21 protein-coding genes and 1 other RNA gene are annotated in these 22,309 nt (G+C 67.0%); 13 read left to right on the top strand and 9 right to left on the bottom strand.

The window, feature by feature from the left end; genetic code table 11:
* The 7 genes from ACFIMZ_RS11025 to trxA all read right to left on the bottom strand — a co-directional run bounded on the left by ACFIMZ_RS11025 (window position 1) and on the right by trxA (window position 7,238).
* On the bottom strand, window positions 1-1,830 hold the full coding sequence (locus ACFIMZ_RS11025; protein WP_431819546.1) for an ArnT family glycosyltransferase: 1,830 nt from the start codon (window positions 1,828-1,830) through the stop codon (window positions 1-3).
* Between the two features lie 145 nt (window positions 1,831-1,975).
* The gene (locus tag ACFIMZ_RS11020; protein ID WP_010092226.1) at window positions 1,976-2,239 is read right to left on the bottom strand and encodes a type B 50S ribosomal protein L31; all 264 of its coding nucleotides are present in this window, start codon (window positions 2,237-2,239) and stop codon (window positions 1,976-1,978) included.
* Window positions 2,240-2,395: 156 nt separating this feature from the next.
* Window positions 2,396-3,229 carry a zinc-dependent peptidase gene (locus ACFIMZ_RS11015; protein WP_431819545.1) on the bottom strand — a complete coding sequence of 278 codons (834 nt, stop codon included), beginning with the start codon at window positions 3,227-3,229 and terminating at the stop codon, window positions 2,396-2,398.
* A 37-nt stretch (window positions 3,230-3,266) separates the two neighbouring features.
* Window positions 3,267-4,823 carry an MFS transporter gene (locus ACFIMZ_RS11010; RefSeq protein WP_431819544.1) on the bottom strand — a complete coding sequence of 519 codons (1,557 nt, stop codon included), beginning with the start codon at window positions 4,821-4,823 and terminating at the stop codon, window positions 3,267-3,269.
* A complete protein-coding gene (locus tag ACFIMZ_RS11005; protein ID WP_431822480.1) occupies window positions 4,820-5,356 on the bottom strand; it encodes a MerR family transcriptional regulator in 537 nt (178 codons plus the stop codon). Before ACFIMZ_RS11005 ends, ACFIMZ_RS11010 begins: the two co-directional genes overlap by 4 nt.
* Window positions 5,357-5,451: 95 nt before the next feature.
* A complete protein-coding gene (gene rho, locus ACFIMZ_RS11000; RefSeq protein WP_006478662.1) occupies window positions 5,452-6,714 on the bottom strand; it encodes a transcription termination factor Rho in 1,263 nt (420 codons plus the stop codon).
* A gap of 197 nt (window positions 6,715-6,911) precedes the next feature.
* The gene (trxA, locus tag ACFIMZ_RS10995; protein ID WP_006402348.1) at window positions 6,912-7,238 is read right to left on the bottom strand and encodes a thioredoxin TrxA; all 327 of its coding nucleotides are present in this window, start codon (window positions 7,236-7,238) and stop codon (window positions 6,912-6,914) included.
* Between the two features lie 395 nt (window positions 7,239-7,633).
* Between trxA and ffs the strand changes: the two genes are divergently transcribed.
* The 10 genes from ffs to ACFIMZ_RS10945 all read left to right on the top strand — a co-directional run bounded on the left by ffs (window position 7,634) and on the right by ACFIMZ_RS10945 (window position 17,199).
* Window positions 7,634-7,732, top strand: an RNA gene (ffs, locus tag ACFIMZ_RS10990) — signal recognition particle sRNA small type.
* A 136-nt stretch (window positions 7,733-7,868) separates the two neighbouring features.
* Window positions 7,869-10,202: a DNA polymerase III subunit gamma/tau gene (dnaX, locus tag ACFIMZ_RS10985; protein WP_431819543.1), complete on the top strand. Its 2,334-nt coding sequence runs from the start codon at window positions 7,869-7,871 to the stop codon at window positions 10,200-10,202.
* 93 nt (window positions 10,203-10,295) lie between these two features.
* Complete coding sequence (locus tag ACFIMZ_RS10980) at window positions 10,296-10,622, top strand: YbaB/EbfC family nucleoid-associated protein (RefSeq protein WP_431819542.1); 327 nt, start codon at window positions 10,296-10,298, stop codon at window positions 10,620-10,622.
* A gap of 31 nt (window positions 10,623-10,653) precedes the next feature.
* Complete coding sequence (gene recR, locus ACFIMZ_RS10975; protein ID WP_010092235.1) at window positions 10,654-11,250, top strand: recombination mediator RecR; 597 nt, start codon at window positions 10,654-10,656, stop codon at window positions 11,248-11,250.
* Window positions 11,251-11,302: 52 nt separating this feature from the next.
* Entirely contained in the window at window positions 11,303-12,508 is a 1,206-nt protein-coding gene (locus ACFIMZ_RS10970; protein ID WP_431819541.1) for a CaiB/BaiF CoA transferase family protein, read from the top strand.
* Window positions 12,509-12,613: 105 nt separating this feature from the next.
* Window positions 12,614-13,375, top strand: coding sequence for a 5'/3'-nucleotidase SurE (gene surE, locus ACFIMZ_RS10965; RefSeq protein ID WP_431819540.1), 762 nt, complete (start codon window positions 12,614-12,616; stop codon window positions 13,373-13,375).
* A complete protein-coding gene (locus tag ACFIMZ_RS10960; protein ID WP_431819539.1) occupies window positions 13,372-14,424 on the top strand; it encodes a protein-L-isoaspartate(D-aspartate) O-methyltransferase in 1,053 nt (350 codons plus the stop codon). Before surE ends, ACFIMZ_RS10960 begins: the two co-directional genes overlap by 4 nt.
* Before the next feature lie 5 nt (window positions 14,425-14,429).
* Entirely contained in the window at window positions 14,430-15,320 is an 891-nt protein-coding gene (locus tag ACFIMZ_RS10955) for a peptidoglycan DD-metalloendopeptidase family protein (RefSeq protein WP_431819538.1), read from the top strand.
* A gap of 11 nt (window positions 15,321-15,331) precedes the next feature.
* Window positions 15,332-16,420, top strand: coding sequence for an RNA polymerase sigma factor RpoS (gene rpoS, locus ACFIMZ_RS10950; protein WP_431819537.1), 1,089 nt, complete (start codon window positions 15,332-15,334; stop codon window positions 16,418-16,420).
* Between the two features lie 2 nt (window positions 16,421-16,422).
* The gene (locus tag ACFIMZ_RS10945; protein WP_431819536.1) at window positions 16,423-17,199 is read left to right on the top strand and encodes a 3'-5' exonuclease; all 777 of its coding nucleotides are present in this window, start codon (window positions 16,423-16,425) and stop codon (window positions 17,197-17,199) included.
* 9 nt (window positions 17,200-17,208) lie between these two features.
* Here the strand turns inward: ACFIMZ_RS10945 and ACFIMZ_RS10940 are convergent, their stop codons facing one another.
* The gene (locus ACFIMZ_RS10940; protein WP_431819535.1) at window positions 17,209-18,063 is read right to left on the bottom strand and encodes an endonuclease/exonuclease/phosphatase family protein; all 855 of its coding nucleotides are present in this window, start codon (window positions 18,061-18,063) and stop codon (window positions 17,209-17,211) included.
* A gap of 70 nt (window positions 18,064-18,133) precedes the next feature.
* Between ACFIMZ_RS10940 and rlmD the strand changes: the two genes are divergently transcribed.
* Window positions 18,134-19,531: a 23S rRNA (uracil(1939)-C(5))-methyltransferase RlmD gene (rlmD, locus tag ACFIMZ_RS10935; protein WP_431819534.1), complete on the top strand. Its 1,398-nt coding sequence runs from the start codon at window positions 18,134-18,136 to the stop codon at window positions 19,529-19,531.
* 66 nt (window positions 19,532-19,597) lie between these two features.
* Here rlmD and ACFIMZ_RS10930 read toward each other — a convergent pair whose 3' ends face one another.
* Complete coding sequence (locus ACFIMZ_RS10930) at window positions 19,598-20,296, bottom strand: Bax inhibitor-1/YccA family protein (protein ID WP_010092245.1); 699 nt, start codon at window positions 20,294-20,296, stop codon at window positions 19,598-19,600.
* Between the two features lie 249 nt (window positions 20,297-20,545).
* Between ACFIMZ_RS10930 and ndk the strand changes: the two genes are divergently transcribed.
* Window positions 20,546-20,971 (top strand): nucleoside-diphosphate kinase, encoded by a 426-nt coding sequence (gene ndk, locus ACFIMZ_RS10925; RefSeq protein ID WP_059611461.1) that lies wholly within the window; start codon window positions 20,546-20,548, stop codon window positions 20,969-20,971.
* A gap of 57 nt (window positions 20,972-21,028) precedes the next feature.
* Entirely contained in the window at window positions 21,029-22,168 is a 1,140-nt protein-coding gene (gene rlmN / locus ACFIMZ_RS10920) for a 23S rRNA (adenine(2503)-C(2))-methyltransferase RlmN (RefSeq protein WP_095402975.1), read from the top strand.
* Window positions 22,169-22,309: the final 141 nt, after the last annotated feature.

Genomic DNA, 22,309 nt, shown 5'->3' with positions numbered 1-22,309 from the left:
TCAATCGTCCGCCTGGCGGCGCGGTGGCCGGCGCTTGACCGGCGTCTTCGGCCGCTCGATGCGCTCGTAGAGGCGGAAGCGCTCGTCGCGGTCGGCAACGCGGCGGCCTTCCCAGACGAGACGCCACACGTACTGCGACATCGAGCTCGGTTCGCCGAAATCGGCACGGTCCTGGCGCAGGATCACGTCGCAGTCGCCGGAGTAATCGAAGTGCATGTTGCCGAAATAGGCGAACGTCGCGATCTGCGCGTCGCCGAGCCGCACCGGCGAAATGCATTCGTAATCGGACGGCAGGTGCACGGCGATTTGCTGCGCGACGTCGCGATAGGTCCGGCCGTAGTTGACGATCGGCAGCCACAGCGTCATCAGCAGCACCCACATCAGCGTGGTGCCGGCGCCCGACAGCACGACGCTGCGCCACAGCACCTTCGGCTGACGCGACACGCGCCACCTCGCGAGCAGGAACCAGCAGACTGTCACCGCGACCGCGCAGACGAACGACAGCACCTTGAAGTGCGGCTCGTAGCCGGGCAGGAGCCGCGCGAGGTTGCGTGCGAGCGGGTGCGGGAAGCCGGTCATCGACGCCAGCCAGACGAGCCACACGAAGCTGCCGAGGATCGTGAAGCTCAGCACCGCGAACCAGTCGATCGCGTTGATCGCGCCGCGCTTCAGCGTCGGCAGCGCGAACGTCGCGAGCACCGCGAGCGGCGGCAGCAGCAGCATGTACATGCGGTTCGACTGCTGGCTCTGCAGGATCACGAGCGCGACGAGCGGCACGACGACCGACAGCGGAATCGCGATGTGCGTGCGCCGGCGCAGGCCGGCCCAGCTCCACCACGCCCAGATCGCGAGCGGCCACGCGGGCCACGCGAAGATCGGCAGGTTCTTTGCCGCGTACATCAGCACGGCGGTCGGCGGGCCGGAAAAGCGCATCAGGCTGCCGCGCACCCACTGATCGAAGAACCATGCGGCGTCGTCCGGCGCCGCGGCGAGCGCGGCGAACACCCACAGCGCGATGATCGCGGCGGCGAGGGGTACGCCGATCGCGGGCAGGTGCAGGCTGCGCATCTCGGGCGTGACGAGCCACAGCACGGCGGTGCCGACGACGAGCGCGACGACGAGCACCGGGTTGCCGGACAGGCAGACGAGGCCGATCGCCGCGCCCCACCACAGCGCGCCCTGCAGCGGCTTGTCGACGCCGCGCACGAGCCCGTAGACGAGCATCGCGATCCACGCGAACTGCGCGAGCTGCGGCGTCGTTTCGTGTCCGCGCTCCGCGAGGCCGAAGCAGGCGAGCAGGATCAGCAGCGCGCCGTCGGCGAGCGTGCGGCCGTAGTCGCGCGGCTCGGGCTCGCCGCCGAACGCGTACTTGAACGGCTGGACTTCGGCGCGCCGGCCGAGCAGATACGCGGCGTACCAGACGAACGCGCAGGCGACGCAGAACAGGATGCCGGTGTCGAGCCGCGACGCGTTGCTCGCGTCGACCCACGGCGCGAGCGCCCGGATCGACAGCGCGCCGAGCCAGTAGCCGAGCGGTCCATCGGTCGTGATGAACTTGCCGACGAGATTCGGCAGCAGCCAGTCGTGCCAGCCGCCCGTGGCCATCGTCCACATTACGCCGAAGCCCGCCGCGTCCTCGTTTTTCCACGGGTCTCGGCCGAACAGGCCGAACGCCGCATAGACGAGGCAGAGCGTGAGCAGCAGCCAGCGCGGCAGCGCGCGCGTGGCAGAGGCGGTGAGACGAACGACAGGCTTCATGCAGATGGACGATTTGTTCTGGGCGCGGCTCGCGCGATGCCGCGCGGCGCACCGGTTTTGAGCATCCGGCATTGTAGACGCGCCGGCCGTTGCGCGTCAGCGGTTGCGCCCGGGCGCCGGCCGACGGCGCTCGGGCGAGCAGAGACGAAAAAGGGCAGCCTGGGCTGCCCTTTGGTGCGGTACCGGTGCGTTGCGGTCACCGGATGCGGCGCGAAGCTTACTTCGCGACCTTGCCGCTGGCGCGCGAACCGAACTTGTTCTTGAACTTCTCGACGCGGCCGGCCGTGTCCATGATCTTCTGCTGGCCGGTGTAGAACGAGTGCGATTCCGACGACACTTCGATCTTGGCGAGCGGGTAGGTCTTGCCTTCGAAGTCGATGGTTTCGCGCGTCTGGATCGTCGAGCGCGTGATGAACTTGAAGCCGTTCGACATGTCTTGGAAGACGACTTCGCGGTAATCCGGGTGAATGCCAGGTTTCATGATTTTCCTTGGTGAGAGCGGTAGCCAACCCGCCGCTTGCCGCTCCGAACCGCGCGAATTGCGCGTGTCGGCTGGCGTCAAGCCCGGCGCGAGCCACTTGCCTAAGGTCGAAAAACGGCGATTATGCCAGAAAATCAGACGGTTGACGATTAATTTTCAGCGCGCGTCGAGCGCGCCGGTTTGGGCCGGATCCTGCCGGTAGTAGCGGGCAAGCAGCCGGTAGAGCTCCGGGAATTCGGCCTCGAACGCGCGTGGCCGCACGAACAGCGCCTCGCTGCATACGGCAAAGAATTCCGACGGGTGGTCGGCCGCATAGGGATCGATGACCGAATCCCGCTCGAAGCGGGCCCACGCGCGATCCGGCACCGCGTCGACGCGCGCGCAGAAGTGGTCGTACGCGTTCTCGAACACGTCGGCCCACGCCCGCGCGTCAAGATGCGGCGCATGCCAGCGGCGAAAAAGGGGCGGATAGCCGTCGGCCCAGCCGTTGATCGAGTCGATCTTGTGCGCGAACTCGTGAATCACCGGGTTGTACGCGCTGTGGCCGTCGGTGATCTGCGCGTCTTCCCACGACAGGAACAGCTGGCCGCCTTCCCACGACTCGCCGCTCGCTTCCTCCTCGACTTCGTGGACGACGCCGTCCTCGTCCTGCACGGTCTTGCGGATCAGGAATCCGCCCGGGTACAGGACGATGTCGCTCCAGCCGTCGTACAGCGACAGGTCGAGGTTGAGCACGGGCAGGCAGGCTTGCACGGAGATGCTGACGATCATCTCGTCGGTCAGCTCGAGGTCGTGCGCCGTCGAAAACGATTTCCGCGCGAGGAACAGGCTCGTCAGCTCGCGCAGCCGGCCGAGGTCGTCAGGCGACAGGTAGTCGAGGAACGGCAGTCGCGCGACGGTGTCCCGCCACAGCGCGTCGGGGATCGGGTGGCTGCGCAGCGCGCGGTCGCGGCGGCGATGGTCGAGCCAGCGGGTGAGTTTCGAAAACATGGAGACGGCAACGGGATTCCAAAGCCTGTTTTTTAACTCAATCGATGTCTTTTTGCCATGCGGCGAAGATCCCGCCGCATATCGCGATGCCGGCGAGGAAATAGAACCCGTCGAGCGACGACAGGAACGACGCCTGCTGCGCGACCATCCGCGCGATCGACGAGATCGCGAGCGCGTGCGCGTCGCCCGACGCATGGCCGGCGGCCGCGTAGCTGCGGGTCAGCGTGTCGACCGTCTGCTGGAACAGCGGGTCGAACACGTTCACGCGCTCGACGAGCCGCGTCTGGTGCACGGCCTGCCGATGCTGCTCGACGATGATCACCGACGCGGTTGCGAACGAGATCGTCAGCTGGCGGGCGATGTTCTTGAGCCGGTAGCCGTGCGTGTATTCGTCGATCGCGAAGATCCGGAACGTCAGGTTCGCGACCGGCAGCACGATGAACAGCAGCAGCAGGCCGCGCAGCAGCAGCGGCACGATCAGCGCGGCTTCGCCGACCTGCGGCGTCATGCGGGTCATCCACAGCGCGGCGAACGCGGCGACCGCGAAGCCGGGCACGATGATCCATTTCTTGTGCGTGATCAGCTTCGCGTAGCGCAGGTATGAGAACAGCGCGGTCGCGGAGATCAGCGACATCGTACCGACGAGGCGTCCGGCGTTCTCGACCGGGTAGCCGAGCCCCGATTCGAGAAAGCGGGAGGTCAGGTAGCTGAAGCCGGTCGACTCGTAGTAATAGAACATGTAGAGCAGCAGCCCGACCTGGAAGGTCCGCTGGCGGAACGCGTGCAGGCGCACGAGCGGCGTCGGGTGGTGCCACTGGTGATGCGCGAACCACGCGAGCGCGCCGAGGCCCGCGACCGTCAGCAGGATCAGCATCGGCGAGCCGCTGTAGAGCTGGTACCGCACCTGCTGCATCACGACCTGCAGCGCGCCCTGCGCGAGCGCGAACACGACGTACGGCCAGAAATGCCCGGTGCCGCGTTCGTCGTCGGGCAGGTTGCCGGTGTCGGGCAGCGTCAGCAGCGCGAGGATCGCGAATGCGATGCCCGCGGGCGCGGTGCACGCGAACAGTGCGCGCCACGTCGAATGCGCGACGAGCAGGCCGCCGGCGATCGGCGCGAGCGCGCTGCCGAGCAGGATCATGATCAGGAACGCGCGCGTCGCGGGTGGCCGTTCCTGCGGCGTGAAGCTGATCTGGATCAGGATCCGGCACGCGCCCATCATCGGCCCGATGAAATAGCCCTGGAAGCCGCGCGCGGACGCGAGCTCGAGCGACGTATCGGCGAGCGCGGACGCGATCGCGCCGAACGAGAACATCAGCATGCAGCCGGCGACGTAGCGGCGATGCCCGAGGCGGTCGATCCACCATTGCTGCTGGAGGATGCCGAGCACGGCCGCGACCGCGTAAGCGCTCGACGACCACACGAGCTCGTCCGGCGACGCGTTGATGCCGCCCGCGATGTAGCTGGCGAAGAACGAGAACGTCGCATTGTCGAAATAGTCGATGCCGGTGACGAGCGCGAGCGCCCACGGGAACAGGTCGGCGCGCAGGCTCGCGCGGCTCCACAGTGGCGGGCGGCCCGGCGTCGCGTTCATGCGCGGCTCTTGCGCGACCGGCGCTCGCTTGCCTCGGCCCGCCGCTGCGCGATCAGCGCATCAGCACTTTCGCCGGCGAGGCGCCGCTCGACGTAGTCGATGTCGCGCTGCAGTTCCTTGCGCAGCGCCATCGCTTCCTTCAGCTCGCGCTGGACCGCCGCGATGCGCCGGTCCAGCGTGCCGATCTGTTCCGCGAGACCGGTGCGGATGTCCCGCAGCGACGCGTCGGAGTAGCGGCGCCGGCCGTCGTCCGTCTCTTCCAGCGGACGCTTGAGCATCTCGGTGATGCCCTGCAGCGAGAAGCCGAGCGCGCGCAGGCGCAGGATCCGCGCGAAGCGCTCGAGGTCGGCTTCGTCGTAGAGACGATAGCGGCCTTCGCTGCGCGACGGCGTGACGAGCCCGCGCTCCTCGTAGTACTTGAGCGTGCGCGGCGTGACGCCGAGCCGCGCGGCGGCGTCGCTCACGGTCAGCAGCGGGGTGGGGTGTCGGTCGTCATCGGGGCGGGGGCGGCGGGTTGGGGCGACGGGATGGATTATAGATCAACGTGTACGTTCACGTTCAGGTTGGCGCGAAAAAACGGCCGCCGGGCGCAACGCGCGGGCGGCCGTCGTATCCGCTGCCGGGGCGATCAGCCGCCGCGGCGCATCAGGTCGAAGAACTCGGAGTTGCTCTTCGTCTGGCGGATCTTGTCGAGCAGGAATTCCATTGCCTCGACTTCGTCCATGTCGTGGATGAATTTGCGCAGCACCCAGATCTTCTGCAGGATCTCGGGCTTGATCAGCATTTCCTCGCGGCGCGTGCCCGACTTGTTCAGGTTGATCGACGGGTAGACGCGCTTTTCCGCGAGGCGGCGCTCGAGGTGCACTTCCATGTTGCCGGTGCCCTTGAACTCTTCGTAGATCACGTCGTCCATGCGGCTGCCGGTTTCGATCAGCGCGGTGCCGATGATCGTCAGCGAGCCGCCTTCCTCGATGTTGCGCGCAGCACCGAAGAAGCGCTTCGGGCGCTGCAGCGCGTTCGCGTCGACACCGCCCGTCAGCACCTTGCCCGATGCCGGGATCACGGTGTTGTACGCGCGCGCGAGACGCGTGATCGAGTCGAGCAGGATCACGACGTCGTGCTTCATTTCGACGAGGCGCTTGGCCTTCTCGATCACCATTTCGGCGACCTGAACGTGGCGCGTGGCCGGTTCGTCGAACGTCGACGCGATCACTTCGCCCGCGACGGAGCGCTGCATTTCGGTCACTTCTTCAGGGCGCTCGTCGATCAGCAGCACGAACAGGATCACGTCCGGGTGGTTCTGCTTGATCGCGTGCGCGATGTGCTGGAGCATCACGGTCTTGCCCGACTTCGGCGACGCGACGAGCAGGCCGCGCTGGCCCTTGCCGATCGGCGCGATCATGTCGATGATGCGGCCCGTGACGTTCTCTTCGCCGCGCATTTCGCGCTCGAGCGACAGCGGCTTGTTCGGGTGCAGCGGCGTGAGGTTCTCGAACATGATCTTGTGTTTCGAGGCCTCGGGCGGCTGCCCGTTGACTTTGTCGACCTTGACGAGCGCGAAGTAGCGCTCGCCGTCCTTCGGCGTGCGGACTTCGCCTTCGATCGTATCGCCGGTGTGCAGGTTGAAGCGGCGAATCTGCGACGGGCTGATGTAGATGTCGTCGGTGCTCGCGAGGTACGACATTTCCGGCGAGCGCAGGAAGCCGAAGCCGTCCGGCAGCACTTCGAGCGTGCCGTCGCCGAAGATCGTCTCTCCCGTCTTGGCGCGCTTTTTGAGAATGGCGAACATCAACTCCTGCTTGCGCAGGCGGTTCGCGTTTTCGATCTCCAGGCCGTTGGCCATCTCGATCAATTCGGACACGTGCAGAGACTTGAGCTCGGATAAATGCATACGGGAATCCCGCCAGGGAAGAGAAGCGACGAAAGAAAAAAGGGAGGAGGGCGAGCGGAATCGCTCAGAGACTTAAATGCGTCTTGTAGACGTTTTTTAATTCTAGCATATGCCGATTCGCGCTTGAGCAGCCGATCGGCGGCTTGGCGGCGGACGTGTTGCCGGTTGACAACACGTCCGCGAACCTGCCGGTATTATTACAGGTGGCTGTCCAGGAACGCGGTCAGCTGCGACTTCGACAGCGCGCCGACCTTCTGCGCGGCAGCCGCGCCGTTCTTGAAGAGGATCAGCGTCGGGATGCCGCGCACGCCGAACTTCGCGGGCGTCGCCTGGTTGTCGTCGACGTTGATCTTCGCGATCTGCAGCTTGTCGCCGTAGTCCTTCGCGACTTCGTCGAGGATCGGGGCAATCATCTTGCACGGGCCGCACCATTCGGCCCAGAAATCGACGAGCACCGGCTTGTCGGATTTGACGACGTCCTGTTCGAACGATGCGTCGCTGATGTGTTTGATCTGTTCGCTCATTTGGTCAATACCTCTTTCGGTTCGGGGACTGCCTGCATGGCGCCTTTCGGCGCGCCGGCCGCCCGGCGGGCGGCTGGCCGCTGCGGCAGGTAGCTCCGCACTCCGGAAAGGAAGGGCGTAAGCGCTGCGTACCGCGGCTCGCGGGTCATTCGGGCGTCATATTAGCCTAAATTGCTATCCGCTGTTGACGGCGATAGTAGCCGCTTCGCGAGTAGGGGCACGGACGCCGAAGACGGTTGCATCGCGCATGTGGAGGCCGGCGCGCAAAATACAAGAGGGCGGTCGCGCCTGTTGCACGCGCGTGTTGCACGTGCCTGCAATTGCGTGCGCCTGCTTTCGCATATTCGTTCGAATAACGGTCGCATTCGGCGCAAAGCGGTGATAGAATGCGACGTGACGGGCCTCCTCGCATGGTGGGCCGGTGAACCTGGTCAGGTCGGGAACGAAGCAGCCACAGCCGTTTTCCGCCAGTGCCGAGGGTCGGGCTCGTCACCTTCCTTCTCGCCCCGTTCGCAGGGCGTTTTTTATTTCCGCTCTCGACGCTTTCCACGCGCTTCCCACGTTTTCGCATCCGTGTCCCGTACCGTTTCGCGTGTCGGCGCGATGCAGCGTTGCTGATACAATTTCCGGATGACCTATCAAGTTCTCGCACGCAAGTGGCGTCCGAAGGATTTCGCTTCGCTCGTCGGCCAGGAGCACGTCGTCAGGGCGCTCACGCACGCGCTCGACGGCGGGCGTTTGCATCACGCCTATCTGTTTACGGGCACCCGCGGCGTCGGCAAGACGACGCTGTCGCGGATCTTCGCGAAGGCGCTCAACTGTGAAACCGGCGTGACGTCGCAGCCGTGCGGCGTGTGCCGCGCGTGCCGCGAGATCGACGAAGGCCGCTTCGTCGACTACGTCGAAATGGACGCCGCGAGCAACCGCGGCGTCGACGAAATGGCCGCGCTGCTCGAGCGCGCGGTGTACGCGCCCGTCGATGCGCGCTTCAAGGTCTACATGATCGACGAAGTGCACATGCTGACGAACCACGCGTTCAACGCAATGCTGAAGACGCTCGAGGAGCCGCCGCCGCACGTCAAGTTCATCCTCGCGACGACCGACCCGCAGAAGATTCCCGTCACGGTGCTGTCGCGCTGCCTGCAGTTCAACCTCAAGCAGATGCCGGCCGGGCACATCGTGTCGCATCTCGAGCGCATCCTCGGCGAAGAGCAGATCACGTTCGAGCCGCAGGCGCTGCGTTTGCTCGCACGAGCGGCGCAGGGCAGCATGCGCGATGCGCTGTCGCTGACCGACCAGGCGATCGCCTATTCGGCGAACGAAGTGACGGAAACGGCCGTGTCGGGGATGCTCGGCGCGCTCGACCAGACCTACATGGTGCGCCTGCTCGACGCGCTCGCGGCCGGCGACGGCACCGAAATTCTTGCGATCGCCGACGAAATGTCGCTGCGCAGCCTGTCGTTCTCGACCGCCTTGCAGGATCTCGCCAGCCTGTTGCACCGGATCGCGTGGGCGCAGTTCGCGCCGGGCTCGGTGCTCGACGAATGGCCGGAAGCGGCCGACCTGCGCCGGTTCGCGCAGGCGCTGAGCCCTGAGCAGGTGCAGCTGTTCTACCAGATTGCGACGGTCGGGCGCGCGGAACTGGGCCTCGCGCCCGACGAGTACGCGGGCTTCACGATGACGCTGCTGCGGATGCTCGCGTTCGAGCCGGCGGCCGGCGCTGCCGGCGGTGCGCCGGTCGGCCAGCCTTCGGCGCCGCGCGCCGTGCCGGGGCCGCGTGCGGTTGTGTCGGCCGCGAAGCCGGCGCCGGCAGCGCCCGCCGAGGCGACGCGCAAGCCGGCGGTAGCTACGGCGTCTGACACGCCGGTCGCGCCGGTCGCGCGACCGGCTGTCGATGTGTCTGCGCAACCCGGCGAACGCGCAAGCGAGCCGCCTGCCGCTCCCGCGACAACCGAGGCTCCCGCAGCAACCGCTGCGGCTCAACCGGTCGCGGCAGCCGACGCGCGCGCGGCTGCGCCCGCCGCAGCCGTGAAGAACGATCCGCCCGCACCGCCGGCAGAATCCGAATCTCGTACCGATGCGGCGGATGCCGCGCCGGCCGAATCCCCGCAGCGCGCCGCGTCGACGGAAGCTGCCCCGCGTTCGGCTGCCCGCTCGGGTGGCGCCGCCGCGGCGCTCGATGTGCTGCGCAACGCCGGCATGCGCGTGTCGACCGATCGCTCGCGCGCCGGCACGGAGGCGAAACCGGCCGCGCCGGCTGCCGCGAAGCCGGCTGCGCCGCGTCCCGCGGTGCAGGTGCCGACGCCGCGCGCCGCGGCGCGCGCGCCGCAGGCCGATACGCGTCAGGCGCCGCCGCCGTGGGAAGACATTCCGCCGGACGAGTACGTGCCGCTCAGCGCGGACGAGATGTTCGGCGGCCCGCCCGACGACGGCTTCGTGCCGGTGTTCGACAGCGGGCCGGACGACGTGCGCGTCGCGCCGAAGCCGGCCGCGTCCGCGCCGGTCGATACGCGCCCGCTGCCGCCCGCCATCGCGCTCGATCCGATCGGTTTCGACGGCGAGTGGCCGGCGCTGGCCGCGCGGCTGCCGCTGAAGGGCGTCGCGTACCAGCTCGCGTTCAACAGCGAGCTGACGGCGGTCGACGCGACGACGCTCAAGCTGTCCGTGCCGGTGCCGCAGTACGCGGATGCGGCGCAGGTCGCGAAACTGAAGGCCGCGCTCGCGGATGCGCTCGGCAAGCCGGTCGACGTCGCCGTCGAGGTCGGGCCCGCGCGGCGCACCGCGGCGGCGCTCGACGCGGCCGCGCGTGCGGCGCGCCAGCGCGAGGCGGAGCAGGAGATCCACACGGATCCGTTCGTCCAGCAGCTCGTGCGCGACTTCGACGCACGCATCGTCGACGGCTCGGTGCGACCGCTCGCGGATATCGCCGTATCGGCGGACGGCGCGTCGCCGACGCTGCATTGAACGGACCGTGCAGCGACAGGCACAATCACGCCCATGCACATTGCCGGCACGCGCCGCGTGCCGGTTTTCACACGATCAAGAAGGAGTATTCCCATGTTGAAAGGCAACATCGCCGGACTGATGAAGCAAGCGCAGCAAATGCAGGAAAACATGAAGAAGATGCAGGAGCAGCTTGCGCAGGTCGAGGTCGAAGGGCAGTCGGGCGCGGGCCTCGTCAAGGTGACGATGACCTGCCGCAACGAAGTGCGCCGCGTGTCGATCGACCCGAGCCTGCTCGCGGACGACAAGGACATGCTCGAGGATCTCGTTGCAGCCGCGTTCAACGACGCCGTGCGCAAGGCCGAAGCGACGTCGCAGGAAAAGATGAGCGGCATGACGGCCGGCCTGCCGCTGCCGCCGGGCTTCAAGCTGCCGTTCTGAGCGGCGCGTCCGTCCCAGCATCCGTCGACGTATGAAACAGCCGTCCGCCTTGTCCGCCCTCGTCGAAGCACTGCGCGTGCTGCCCGGGGTCGGGCCGAAATCCGCGCAACGCATGGCGTACCACCTGATGCAGCACGATCGGGAGGGGGCGGAGCGGCTCGGCCGTTCGCTGCTGTTCGCGACCGAGCATCTGCAGCACTGCGAAAAGTGCAATACGTTCACGGAGGCGCAGATCTGCGAGGTCTGCAGCGATACGGAGCGTGATCCGACACTGCTGTGCGTCGTCGAGACGCCGGCCGACCAGATCATGCTCGAACAGACGATGACCTATCGCGGGCTGTATTTCGTGCTGATGGGGCGGTTGAGCCCGCTCGACGGCATCGGCCCGAAGGAAATCCATTTCGACCGGCTGGTGCGGCGCGCGTCCGACGGCATCGTCAAGGAGGTCGTGCTCGCGACCAACTTCACGAACGAAGGCGAGGCCACCGCCCACTATCTCGGCCAGACGCTGAAGGCGCGCGGGCTCGCGGTGACGCGTCTCGCGCGCGGCGTGCCGGTCGGCGGGGAGCTGGAATACGTCGACGCGGGCACGATCGCGCGCGCGATGCTCGACCGCCGCACGATGTAACGCTACGGCCGCCGCCGATCCGGCGGCGCCGTTCCTCATGCCAGGGAGACACATGAGCGCCAGCCAGGGCCCGCTCGCGGGCGTCAAAGTGCTCGAATTCGGTACGCTGATCGCCGGGCCGTTCGCGTCGCGGCTCTTTGCCGAATTCGGCGCGGAAGTCATCAAGATCGAGGATCCGAACGGCGGCGATCCGCTGCGCAAGTGGCGCAAGCTGCATCCGGAGACGGGCGGCACGTCGCTGTGGTGGTCGGTTCAGGCGCGCAACAAGAAATCGGTCACGCTCAACCTGAAATCGGACGCCGGCAAGACGATCGCGCGTCAGCTCGCGCGCGACGCGGACATCGTGATCGAGAATTTCCGTCCGGGCCTGCTCGAGAAGCTCGGGCTCGGCTACGACGTGCTGTCGGCCGAGAACCCCGGCCTCGTGATGGTGCGCCTGTCCGGCTACGGGCAGACCGGCCCGTATCGCGACCGGCCCGGCTTCGGCGCGATCGCCGAATCGATGGGCGGGCTGCGCCACATCACCGGCTACCCCGACTTGCCGCCGCCGCGCATCGGCATCTCGATCGGCGATTCGATCGCCGCGCTGCATGGCGTGATCGGCGCGATGATGGCGCTGCATCATCGCAACATGAACGGCGGCGCGGGGCAGGTGGTCGACGTCGCGCTGTACGAAGCGGTGTTCAACATGATGGAAAGCGTCGTGCCGGAATACGGCGTGTACGGGATGGTGCGCGAGCGCACCGGCGCGTCGCTGCCGGGCATCGTGCCGTCGAACACCTACGCGTGCCGCGACGGCAGCATCGTGATCGGCGGCAACAGCGACCCGATCTTCAAGCGGCTGATGAAGGCGATCGAACGCGACGACCTCGCCGACGATCCGGCGCTCGCGCGCAACGACGGGCGCGTGCCGCGCACGCAGGAGATCGACGACGCGATCGCCGCGTGGCTCGCGCCGCGCACGATCGACGAAGCGCTCGCGGTGCTCAACGCGGCGGACGTGCCGGCCGGGCGGATCTACAGCGTAGCCGACATGTTCACCGATCCGCAGTTCGTCGCGCGGCAGATGATCCAGCGCTTCAAGCTCGCCGACGGCACCGACATTCCGCTGCCGAACGTCACGCCGAAACTGTCCGGCACGCCGGGCGAAACGCGCTGGCTCGGGCCCGAGCTCGGCGAGCATACCGACGAGGTGCTGCGCGGTCTCGGCTATGACGCGCAGGCGATCGCGGCGCTGCGCGAAGCCGGCGCGATCTGACCGGGAAGGCCGCCGCGCAATGCGGCGGCACCGGCCGCGCGAGCACGTGTTTGCGCGGGCCGGACTGTCGCTCTCGCGCCATCTTTCCTCGGTTACAATCGCCGCATGCGAATTCTACTCAGCAACGACGACGGCTATCTCGCCCCCGGTCTCGCGGCGCTTCACGACGCGCTGCAGCCGCTGGCCGAGCTCACGGTGACGGCGCCCGAGCAGAACTGCAGCGGCGCATCGAATTCCCTGACCTTGTCGCGACCGCTGTCGATCCAGCGCTCCGCGAGTACGGGTTTCTTCTATGTGAACGGCACGCCGACCGATTCGGTGCACATCGCGCTGACCGGCCTGCTCGATACGAAGCCGGACCTCGTCGTGTCGGGGATCAACAACGGCCAGAACATGGGCGAGGACACGCTCTATTCGGGGACAGTTGCGGCGGCGACCGAAGGCATCATGTTCGGCGTGCCCGCGATCGCGTTCTCGCTGGTCGACAAGGACTGGGTGCATCTTGCCGACGCCGCGCGCGTCGCCGCCGAGATCGTGCAGCACTATCTCGCGCATCCGCTGCCGGGCCAGCCGTTGCTGAACGTCAACATCCCGAATCTGCCTTACGACGAGTTGAAAGGCTGGAAGGTCACGCGCCTCGGCAAGCGTCATCCGTCTCAGCCGGTGATCCGCCAGACCAACCCGCGCGGCGAGCCGATCTACTGGATCGGGCCGGCAGGGGCGGCGCTGGATGCGAGCGAAGGCACCGATTTCCATGCCGTCGCAAACGGTTTCGTGTCGATCACGCCGCTGCAGCTCGATCTCACGCATACGCACATGCTGCCCGCGACGCACGACTGGGTGCGCGCCGGGGGGCGCGCTTCATGAGCGGCGAGCGCGCGAAGCGGTTCCCGCTCGCGCTCGAAGATCTCAAGCGGGCACCGCGCAAGGCCGAGGGCCGGGCAGGCGAGCGCCATGCGGCGGGCGACGGCACGCGCCAGCGGTTGTCGGCCGGCGCGTCTGCGCGAGGCGGCGCGGTGGCGACGCCGCGGGCGTCCGATCCGCCCGGCGCGTCCAGGCCGGGCGCGGCGCCTGCGCCCAAGCCGGCTGCTGTGCCGAAACCGATCGCACCCAAGCTTGCGACACCCGCAACGGCCACGCGCAAACCGGCGGCGCCGAAACCGCCCGCGCCTGGGCTGGCGGCCGGCAAGCCTGCCACGACACCAGCGGCGCCGAAGGCCGCCTCCAAGCCCGCGATGCAAATGCAGAGTGCCGCGCTCGCCGGCGCGCATGCGCTGACGTCTGAACGCGTGCGCGAACGGATGGTCGAACGGCTACGCGCAAACGGCGTCGCCGACGCTCGCGTGCTGGAGGCCATGGCGGCGGTGCCGCGGCACCTGTTCGTGGATCCCGGGCTCGCGACGCAGGCCTACGAGGATTCCGCGCTGCCGATCGGCCACCAGCAGACGATTTCGAAGCCGTCGGTCGTCGCGCGGATGATTGAACTCGCGATGGCCGGCCGCACCCTGGAGCGCGTGCTGGAAATCGGCACTGGCTGCGGCTACCAGGCCGCCGTGCTGAGCCATGTGGCGCGCGACGTGTATTCGATTGAACGCATCAAGCCGCTCTACGAGCGCGCGAAGCTTAACCTGCGGCCGCTGCGCGTGCCGAACATCCGTCTCCACTACGGCGACGGGCGCGTGGGCCTGCCGTCCGCGGCGCCGTTCGACGCGATCGTGATCGCCGCGGCCGGGCTCGATGTGCCGCAGGCACTGCTCGAGCAGCTGACGATCGGCGGACGGCTCGTCGCGCCGGTCGGCGGGCAGAGCGGGCAGCCCCAGGTGCTCACGCTCGTCGAGCGTGTCGCACCCGCACAGTGGCGGGAGTCGCGGCTTGATCGCGTTTTCTTTGTCCCTTTAAAATCCGGAGTAATTTGAAACCGATGAGTATGTTGCGCGCGATGCAAAACAAACGTTCCAAGGAACCGCTCACGCTCGCCCAGCGCGCGATCTGTGTGGCCGCGTTCACCACGCTACTGGCCGCCTGTGCGACGCGGCTCGACAACGCGCCCGTCGTAGACCGCTCCGGCTCGCTCGGCACGACGCCCGCTGCGCAGCCGGCGGTTCCGCTCGGCCCGCCTCCTCCGGGTTACTACCGTGTGAAGCCGGGCGATACGCTGTACCGGATTGCGCTGGAGAACGGACAGAACTACCGCGACATCGCCGCGTGGAACAACCTGGCGAATCCGAATCAGATCGAAGTCGACCAGCTGTTGCGCGTCGCGCCGCCGGGCGGCGCGGCAGCCGCCGGCGTTGCGCCGGGCGCCGCGCCCATCACGGGCGGCGCCGTCGCGACCGCGCCGCTGAGCAGCGGCCCGGCCACGCCGGCCCGCGGCGCGTCGGCAGCCACCGCTGCGCCGCCCGCTGCCGCGGCAGCGTCGAGCGACACGTCGGCGGCGCCGAGCGGCCCCGTCACGTTCGCATGGCCCGCGCGCGGCCCGGTGCTGAACAATTTCGACGACGCGAAGAACAAGGGCGTCAACATCGGCGGCGCGTCAGGCGAGACTGTGAAGGCGGCGGCGGACGGCCGCGTCGTCTACGCGGGCAACGGCCTGCGCGGCTACGGCAACCTCATTATCATCAAGCACGATGCAACTTACCTCACGGCATATGCACACAATCGCGCTTTGATGGTAAAAGAGGGGGACGCGGTGACGAAGGGGCAGAAGATCGCCGAGATGGGTAATAGCGATGCCGACCGCGTGATGCTGCATTTCGAGGTTCGCCGTCAGGGTAAACCTGTCGATCCGCTGAAGTATTTGCCGCCTCAATAACCGAGACGACCATGCCGAAATCGAAGCGCCACGAGCCGCAAGCCGAGTCTGAGAACATCAGTCGCGCCACGCAAGCATCGGTGGGGCGCGCTGGCGCTTCGACGGACGACGAAGAGGACGTCGCGGACAACGAACGCGAGTTCGAGGCGCGCGACGCCGACGCGGACGGCGGCGACGAGGAGCGCGAAGGCGGCGCGGAAGCGTCGCCCGAGCTGGACGATTTCCGGGCGATGCTGCAGGCGGAGCTGACCGCCGACACGATCCAGCATTACCTGAACCGCATCAGCGTCAAGCCGCTGTTGACCGTCGAGGAAGAGCAGCGCTATTCGCGCCTCGCGAAGGCTGGCGAATTCGAGGCGCGGCAGGTGATGATCGAGCGCAATCTGCGGCTCGTCGTCAGCATCGCGAAGGGTTACCTGAATCGCGGCGTGCCGCTGCTCGACCTGATCGAGGAAGGCAATCTCGGCCTGATGCACGCGATCGAGAAGTTCGACCCGACGCGCGGCTTCCGTTTCTCGACCTATGCGACGTGGTGGATCCGGCAGAGCATCGAGCGGGCGATCATGAATCAGGCCCGCACCGTGCGCCTGCCGGTGCACGTGATCCGCGAACTCAACCAGGTGCTGCGCGCGAAGCGCCACCTCGAAAAGAACTCGATGTCGACGGGCGAGGCGGCCGAGCGCCGCGAAGCCAGCATCGACGACATCGCCTACCTGACCGGCAAGACCGCCGAGGAAGTCACCGACATCCTCGCGCTGAACGAGCACACAGCGTCGCTCGACGCGCCGCTCGATCTCGACCCGGCGAGCAGCCTGCTCGATCTGCTGCCGGACGACCAGAGCCAGTCGCCGGACGCCGAAGTGCAGCACCGCGAGCTCGAAACGCTCACGCGCGCGTGGCTGTCGCGGCTGTCCGACAAGCACCGGCACGTGATCGAACGTCGCTTCGGCCTGAACCACATCGAACCGGCGACGCTCGAGGAGCTCGCCGACGAAATGGGGCTCACGCGGGAGCGTGTGCGGCAGATCCAGCAGGAAGCGCTGGTGCGCCTCAAGCGGTTCTTCGCCTCCAATGGCGTTCGCAAGGACGCCGTTCTGTAAAGATGACTCCGATTCTGGTTTTTGACATCGAGACGATTCCCGATGTCGACGGCATTCGCCGTCTCGACGATCTGCCCGCGACGCTCGACGATGCCGCGGTGGCCGAGCACGCGTTTGCCGCCCGCCGCGAGAAGACCGGCAGTGATTTCCTGCCGCACCATCTGCAGCGCGTCGCGGCGATCTCGTGCGTGTTTCGCGACGCCAACGGCTTTCGCGTGCGCTCGCTCGGCACGCCGCAGGACGGCGAGGCGGCGCTGATCCAGTCGTTCTACCGCGTGATCGAGAAATACACGCCGCAGCTCGTGTCGTGGAACGGCGGCGGCTTCGACCTGCCGGTGCTCCATTACCGCGCGCTCGTGCACGGCGTTCCCGCGACGCGCTACTGGGATCTCGGCGAGGACGACCGCGATTTCAAGTGGAACAACTACATCTCGCGCTATCACTCGCGGCATACCGACCTGATGGATCTGCTCGCGATGTATCAGGCGCGCGCGAACGCGCCGCTCGACGCGCTCGCGAAGCTCTGCGGGTTCCCGGGCAAGCTCGGGATGGACGGCAGCCAGGTCTGGACCGCGTTTCGCGAAGGGCGGATCGAGGAGATCCGCAACTACTGCGAAACCGACGTCGTCAATACCTATCTGCTCTACTGCCGGTTCCAGCTGATGCGCGGCGGCCTGACGCCGGACGAATACGCGAACGAGATCGTGCTCGTCAAGAACGCACTCGCTCAGGAGCTTGCGCCGCACTGGGCCGAGTACCTCGCCGCATTCGACGCGTAGCGCGCGCCGTCAATCCAGCTCGAGCACGATCGGCTGGTGATCGGATGCGCGCAGGTCGCCGTCGATCTCGCAGCGCGCGACGCGCGGCAGCAGCGTGTCGGTGACGAACACGAAGTCGCACGCAAGCGGCCCCTCCGACCATTGCACGGTGTCGTAGACGCCGGCCGTCGGCGGCGGCGCGACGCCCGGGTGTAATGCCGCCCACGCATCGACGAAGCGCGGCGCGCCGTCGATCGGTTCGAGAAAGCGCCGATACGCGTCGCTGTCGTATGCGCTGTTGAAGTCGCCGCAGACGATCGCGTCGCGCGGCTGCGCGGTCGCGCTGAACGGGCTGTCCGCGTGCTCCGCGCGCGCGGGGCGGTCCGCATGCGCGCACGCTTCCCGATGCCGGTCGTGCAACGCATCGACCTGCGCACGCCGCTGTCGGGCGGAATAATATTCGAGGTGAGTGGTGGTCACGCGCAGCGGGCCCGACGCAGTCGCCAGCTCGACCTCGAGCGCGACGCGCGGCATCGACGGCGCGGCGTCGTCGGCCGGCCACGGCAGCAGCCGGCGCATCACGCGCCCGACCGGCAGGCGGCTGGCGATCGCGTTGCCGAACTGGCGGCGCGCGGCGCCGGGCGCGGTGGGCGGCAGGTCGGCGCCGATCGCCTCGACGACCGTGAAGCCGGGCAGCAGCGCGGCGAGCTCCGCGAACTGGTCCGGCCCGGGATGGCCGGCCAGCGCGCCGAACCCGCGCGTGACTTCCTGGAGGCACAGCACGTCGAAATCGCCGAGCCCGCGGGCGGCGGCAAGGGTGCGGGGGAGGTCGACGACGCCATCCGCGTCCCGACCCCATTGAATGTTCCAGTCGATCAGTCGCATGGTCGAATCCCCATGGTGAGGCGGTGCTTCGTCTACAATCTCGCCTTTCAACGTTTGTCAGGAAAAGCTGGTGTCTGAAGCTGCCCCCACTTCTGCGCGCAAATTGAAAAGCGTGCCCGCCGCGCCCGATAGCGCCCCGGCTCTCGAGATCGAATCGCTCGACATGGAAGCGCGCGGTGTCGGCCGCGTGACGACCGAGGACGGCGAGCCCGGCAAGGTCATCTTCGTCGAGGGCGCGCTGCCCGGCGAGCGCGTGACCTATTCGAGCTACCGCCGCAAGCCGAGCTACGAGCAGGCGCTGGTTGTCGATATTCTGCGCCCGAGCGTGATGCGCACGGAGCCGAAATGCAAGTTCTTCGGCACCTGCGGCGGCTGTTCGATGCAGCATCTCGACATGCGCGCGCAAGTGGCGATCAAGCAGCGCGTGCTCGAGGACAACCTGTGGCATCTCGCGAAGCTTCGCGCGGAGACGATGTTCGCGCCGATCCACGGTCCGTCGTGGGGCTACCGCTACCGCGCGCGCCTGACTGTGCGTAACGTCGTGAAGAAGGGCGGCGTGCTGGTCGGCTTCCACGAAAAGAAGAGCAGCTATGTGGCCGACATGACGAGCTGCGAGGTGCTGCCGCCGCACGTGTCGGCGATGCTCGTGCCGCTGCGCCGGCTGGTCGAGGGGCTGTCGATCCGCGATCGCATGCCGCAGATCGAGCTCGCGGTCGGCTCGCAGGTCACGGCGCTCGTGCTGCGCGTGCTGGAGCCGATCAACGCGGCCGACGAAGTGCTGCTGCGCGCGTTCGCTGACGAGCACAAGGTGCAGTTCTGGCTGCAGCCGAAGGGCCCGGACACGGTGACGCCGTTCTATCCGCTCGACGTGCCGCTCGACTATACGCTGCCCGAGTTCGGCATCCGCATGCCGTTCAAGCCGACCGACTTCACGCAGGTCAACCATCAGATCAACCGCGTGCTGGTCGGCCGCGCGCTGCGCCTGCTCGCGCCGTCGCGTGACGATCGCGTGCTCGACCTGTTCTGCGGGATCGGCAATTTCACGCTGCCGCTCGCGCGCCTCGCACGCGAGGTGATGGGCATCGAAGGCAGCGAGACGCTGACGACGCGCGCGCTCGCGAATGCGCGCGAGAACGGCGTCGACGGGCATACGACGTTCGCGTGCCGGAACCTGTTCGAAGTGACCGGCGACGACATCCGTGCGCTGGGTGCATTCGACAAGTTCCTGATCGATCCGCCGCGCGAAGGCGCGCTCGCGGTGTCGAAGGCGCTCGCGGACATCGCGCAGAGCGGCGAAGGTCCGCTGCCGCGCCGGATCGTCTACGTGTCGTGCAACCCGTCGACGCTCGCGCGCGACGCGGGCCTGCTCGTGCACGAGGCCGGCTACCGGCTGAAGGGCGCGGGCGTCGTCAACATGTTCCCGCATACGTCGCACGTCGAATCGATCGCGCTGTTCGAGCGCGACTGAGCGCGCCGGAGGCAGACGTAAAAAAACCGGCCCGAGGGCCGGTTTTTTGCTGGTGTGCGGCGAACGTCAGTTGCGGTTGCCGCCAAAGATGCCGAGCAGGGCGAGCAGGTTCGTGAACACGTTGTACAGGTCGAGGTAGATCGCGAGCGTTGCGCTGATGTAGTTCGTCTCGCCGCCGTTCACGACGCGCTGGACGTCGAACAGCATGTACGCGGAGAAGATTGCGATCGCGAGCACCGACACGGTCAGCATCAGCGCCGGCAGTTGCAGGAAGATGTTCGCGACCGACGCCAGCAGGATCACGATCACGCCCATGAACAGCCACTTGCCGAGGCCCGAGAAATCGCGCTTGCTGACCGTGGCGATCGTCGCCATCGCCGCGAAGATGATGCCGGTGCCGCCGAAGGCCAGCATGATCAGCGACGGGCCGTTCGAGAAACCGAGGATGAAGCTGAGCAGGCGCGACAGCATCAGGCCCATGAAGAACGTGAAGCCGAGCAGCACGAACACGCCGGCCGCGCTGTTCTTCGTGCGTTCGATCGCGAACATGAAGCCGAACGCGATCGCGAAGAATGCGAGGAGGCTCATCATCGGGCTGGTGGCCGCGAACAGCGAGAAGCCGGTCGCGACGCCGACCCAGGCCCCCAGCACCGTCGGCACCATCGACAGCGCGAGCAGCCAATACGTGTTCCGCAGCACGCGGTTGCGAACCTCGACGGTGCTGACGGAGCCGCCGCGGCCGAAATTGTACGGATAGTCGTTCATGGTTTCTCCTAACATTGAACGCGTGGGCGTCCGGGGCCGGTTCGGCGCGCGCGGTGTGCGGCGCAGCAAACCGGAGCAGCTATGGCTAAGATACGTTCCGCGCCGGGAGGTTTCAATGGCCGAGCGGCGCAAAACATACGGATTTGGAACCTTTCATATGTGTAAGGGTTCAATCACAATGATACACGGGATCGTGCTACAATAGCGGATTCATTTGGAAGTGTAACTTCTTAATTTCTTGGAGTTTTTATGGCAATCGAGCGCACCCTGTCGATCATCAAGCCGGATGCGGTGGCAAAGAACGTGATCGGCCAGATCTACAGCCGTTTCGAAGGCGCCGGTCTGAAGGTCATCGCAGCGCGCATGGCACACCTGTCGCGCGCTGATGCAGAGAAGTTCTACGCAGTCCACGCAGCGCGTCCGTTCTTCAAGGACCTCGTCGATTTCATGATCTCGGGCCCGGTGATGATCCAGGTTCTGGAAGGTGAAGGCGCGATCCTGAAGAACCGCGACCTGATGGGCGCGACGGATCCGAAGAAGGCGGAAAAGGGCACGATCCGCGCCGACTTCGCCGACAGCATCGACGCGAACGCGGTGCACGGCTCGGACGCACCGGAAACGGCAAGCGTCGAAGTCGCGTTCTTCTTCCCGGAAATGAACGTCTACTCGCGCTAAGCACTGGCTGAGCATTCAGGCAGGCAGGATTCAGCGCACGCGGCAAGGCAGCACATCATGACGAGCGAAACTTCCGTCAATCTTCTCGACTTCGACGCCGAGGGCCTTGTCGCGTATTGCGGCAGCCTCGGCGAGAAGCCGTTCCGCGCCAAGCAGTTGCAGCGCTGGATCCACCAATACAACGCCGGCGATTTCGACGGCATGACCGATCTCGCGAAGTCCCTGAGGGAAAAGCTCAAGGGCCGCGCATCGATCGTGATGCCGGATATCGTCAGCGACAACGTTTCCACCGACGGCACGCGCAAGTGGCTGATCGACGTCGGAAACGGCAATGCGGTCGAAACCGTGTTCATCCCGGAAGAGACGCGCGGCACGCTGTGCGTGTCGTCGCAGGCGGGGTGCGCGGTGAACTGTCGCTTCTGCTCGACGGGCAAGCAGGGTTTTTCCCGCAATCTGTCGACGGCTGAAATCATCGGTCAGCTGCGGATGGCCGAATTTGCGCTGCGTGCGTCGCTCGGTCGCGCGCCGGGTCCGAACGGCAAGGCCGAACGGGTGGTCACCAACGTGGTGATGATGGGCATGGGCGAGCCGCTGCTGAATTACAGCGCGGTCGTGCCGGCGATGCGGCTGATGCTCGACGACAATGCGTACGGGCTGTCGCGCCGTCGCGTCACGCTGTCGACGTCCGGCGTGGTGCCGATGATGGACCGCCTCGGCGCCGAGCTGCCGGTGGCGCTCGCCGTGTCGCTGCACGCGCCGAACGATGCGCTGCGCGACATGCTCGTGCCGCTCAACAAGAAGCACCCGCTTCGCGAGCTGATGGCCGCGTGCCAGCGCTACCTGAAGGTGGCGCCGCGCGATTTCATCACATTCGAATACTGCATGCTCGACGGTGTCAACGATACCGAAGCGCATGCACGCGAACTGCTGGCGGTGACGCGCGACGTCCCGTGCAAGTTCAACCTGATCCCGTTCAATCCGTTTCCGGAGTCGGGGCTCATTCGTTCGAAGCCGGAGCAGATCAAGCGTTTCGCACAGATCCTCATCGACGCGGGCGTCGTCACGACGGTGCGCAAGACGCGCGGCGACGACATCGACGCCGCGTGCGGCCAGCTGGCCGGTGCGGTGAAGGATCGCACGCGCCTTGCCGAGCGCACGGGCGCAGCAGGAAAAATAATCGAAGTTCGGGCGGTTTGACGGGGTCGCCTAGGCGGGGGCGCCTAGCTGGGGATGCCCGGACTTTTTGGCGGTAAACACGCGAATAGCGATCGGACGCGGCGCCTCGTGCGCCGCGCATGGTATGGACGACGCGCGGGCGCCGCGCCGGCAGGAGCCGGG

The organism is Burkholderia sp. F1 (assembly GCF_050813845.1).
Taxonomy (GTDB): Bacteria; Pseudomonadota; Gammaproteobacteria; order Burkholderiales; family Burkholderiaceae; genus Burkholderia; species Burkholderia ubonensis.
Note: the sequence above shows the minus strand (reverse complement) of the source record. Positions and strands in the feature narration are given on the sequence as shown.

What these genes read in the sequence shown, in the direction of transcription:
- rho (WP_006478662.1), bottom strand. Translation starts at nt 6,714, where the DNA reads ATGCATTTATCCGAGCTCAAGTCTCTGCACGTGTCCGAATTGATCGAG.
- dnaX (WP_431819543.1), top strand. Translation starts at nt 7,869, where the DNA reads ATGACCTATCAAGTTCTCGCACGCAAGTGGCGTCCGAAGGATTTCGCT.
- ACFIMZ_RS10980 (WP_431819542.1), top strand. Translation starts at nt 10,296, where the DNA reads ATGTTGAAAGGCAACATCGCCGGACTGATGAAGCAAGCGCAGCAAATG.
- rlmN (WP_095402975.1), top strand. Translation starts at nt 21,029, where the DNA reads ATGACGAGCGAAACTTCCGTCAATCTTCTCGACTTCGACGCCGAGGGC.
- ACFIMZ_RS10940 (WP_431819535.1), bottom strand. Translation starts at nt 18,063, where the DNA reads ATGCGACTGATCGACTGGAACATTCAATGGGGTCGGGACGCGGATGGC.
- ACFIMZ_RS10970 (WP_431819541.1), top strand. Translation starts at nt 11,303, where the DNA reads ATGAGCGCCAGCCAGGGCCCGCTCGCGGGCGTCAAAGTGCTCGAATTC.
- ACFIMZ_RS10945 (WP_431819536.1), top strand. Translation starts at nt 16,423, where the DNA reads ATGACTCCGATTCTGGTTTTTGACATCGAGACGATTCCCGATGTCGAC.
- ACFIMZ_RS11015 (WP_431819545.1), bottom strand. Translation starts at nt 3,229, where the DNA reads ATGTTTTCGAAACTCACCCGCTGGCTCGACCATCGCCGCCGCGACCGC.
- ACFIMZ_RS11020 (WP_010092226.1), bottom strand. Translation starts at nt 2,239, where the DNA reads ATGAAACCTGGCATTCACCCGGATTACCGCGAAGTCGTCTTCCAAGAC.
- rpoS (WP_431819537.1), top strand. Translation starts at nt 15,332, where the DNA reads ATGCCGAAATCGAAGCGCCACGAGCCGCAAGCCGAGTCTGAGAACATC.
- trxA (WP_006402348.1), bottom strand. Translation starts at nt 7,238, where the DNA reads ATGAGCGAACAGATCAAACACATCAGCGACGCATCGTTCGAACAGGAC.
- ACFIMZ_RS11010 (WP_431819544.1), bottom strand. Translation starts at nt 4,823, where the DNA reads ATGAACGCGACGCCGGGCCGCCCGCCACTGTGGAGCCGCGCGAGCCTG.
- ndk (WP_059611461.1), top strand. Translation starts at nt 20,546, where the DNA reads ATGGCAATCGAGCGCACCCTGTCGATCATCAAGCCGGATGCGGTGGCA.
- ACFIMZ_RS10955 (WP_431819538.1), top strand. Translation starts at nt 14,430, where the DNA reads ATGAGTATGTTGCGCGCGATGCAAAACAAACGTTCCAAGGAACCGCTC.
- recR (WP_010092235.1), top strand. Translation starts at nt 10,654, where the DNA reads ATGAAACAGCCGTCCGCCTTGTCCGCCCTCGTCGAAGCACTGCGCGTG.
- ACFIMZ_RS10930 (WP_010092245.1), bottom strand. Translation starts at nt 20,296, where the DNA reads ATGAACGACTATCCGTACAATTTCGGCCGCGGCGGCTCCGTCAGCACC.
- ACFIMZ_RS10960 (WP_431819539.1), top strand. Translation starts at nt 13,372, where the DNA reads ATGAGCGGCGAGCGCGCGAAGCGGTTCCCGCTCGCGCTCGAAGATCTC.
- ACFIMZ_RS11025 (WP_431819546.1), bottom strand. Translation starts at nt 1,830, where the DNA reads ATGCCGGATGCTCAAAACCGGTGCGCCGCGCGGCATCGCGCGAGCCGC.
- surE (WP_431819540.1), top strand. Translation starts at nt 12,614, where the DNA reads ATGCGAATTCTACTCAGCAACGACGACGGCTATCTCGCCCCCGGTCTC.